Below are 269 nucleotides of genomic sequence, written 5' to 3' on the forward strand. Positions count from 1 at the left end.
GCCCGCTGCCGAAAGAACTGGATTTTATCAACAAGTTTCGGGTCACTAATCAGGCCCTTGGGCACGCGTCCTGGCGAAACAACTCGTTCGAAGCTGACACGTGGGAATGCACGTTCGGCCCCGAAAAGACATTCATCGACTTCCGAAAGGTAATCGACGATGGCTCCTTGCTCACAGCCCCAACGAATAGCTCCCTGCTGAGCAGCATCAAGCGATTCCTTTGCCTGCAAACCCATCCGTCACTCACAGGTAGCATCACGGTCAACCTG

1 protein-coding gene is annotated in these 269 nt (G+C 54.3%); it reads right to left on the bottom strand.

Translation table 11 applies throughout. The features are described from left to right. Positions 1 to 236: hypothetical protein (locus KVT32_RS30200; protein WP_217619440.1), on the bottom strand; the 236-nt coding region annotated here is incomplete at its 3' end. Positions 237 to 269 lie beyond the last annotated feature (33 nt).

Origin of the sequence: Achromobacter sp. GbtcB20 (assembly GCF_019091095.1) — a bacterium.
Lineage (GTDB): Bacteria > Pseudomonadota > Gammaproteobacteria > Burkholderiales > Burkholderiaceae_B > Achromobacter > Achromobacter mucicolens.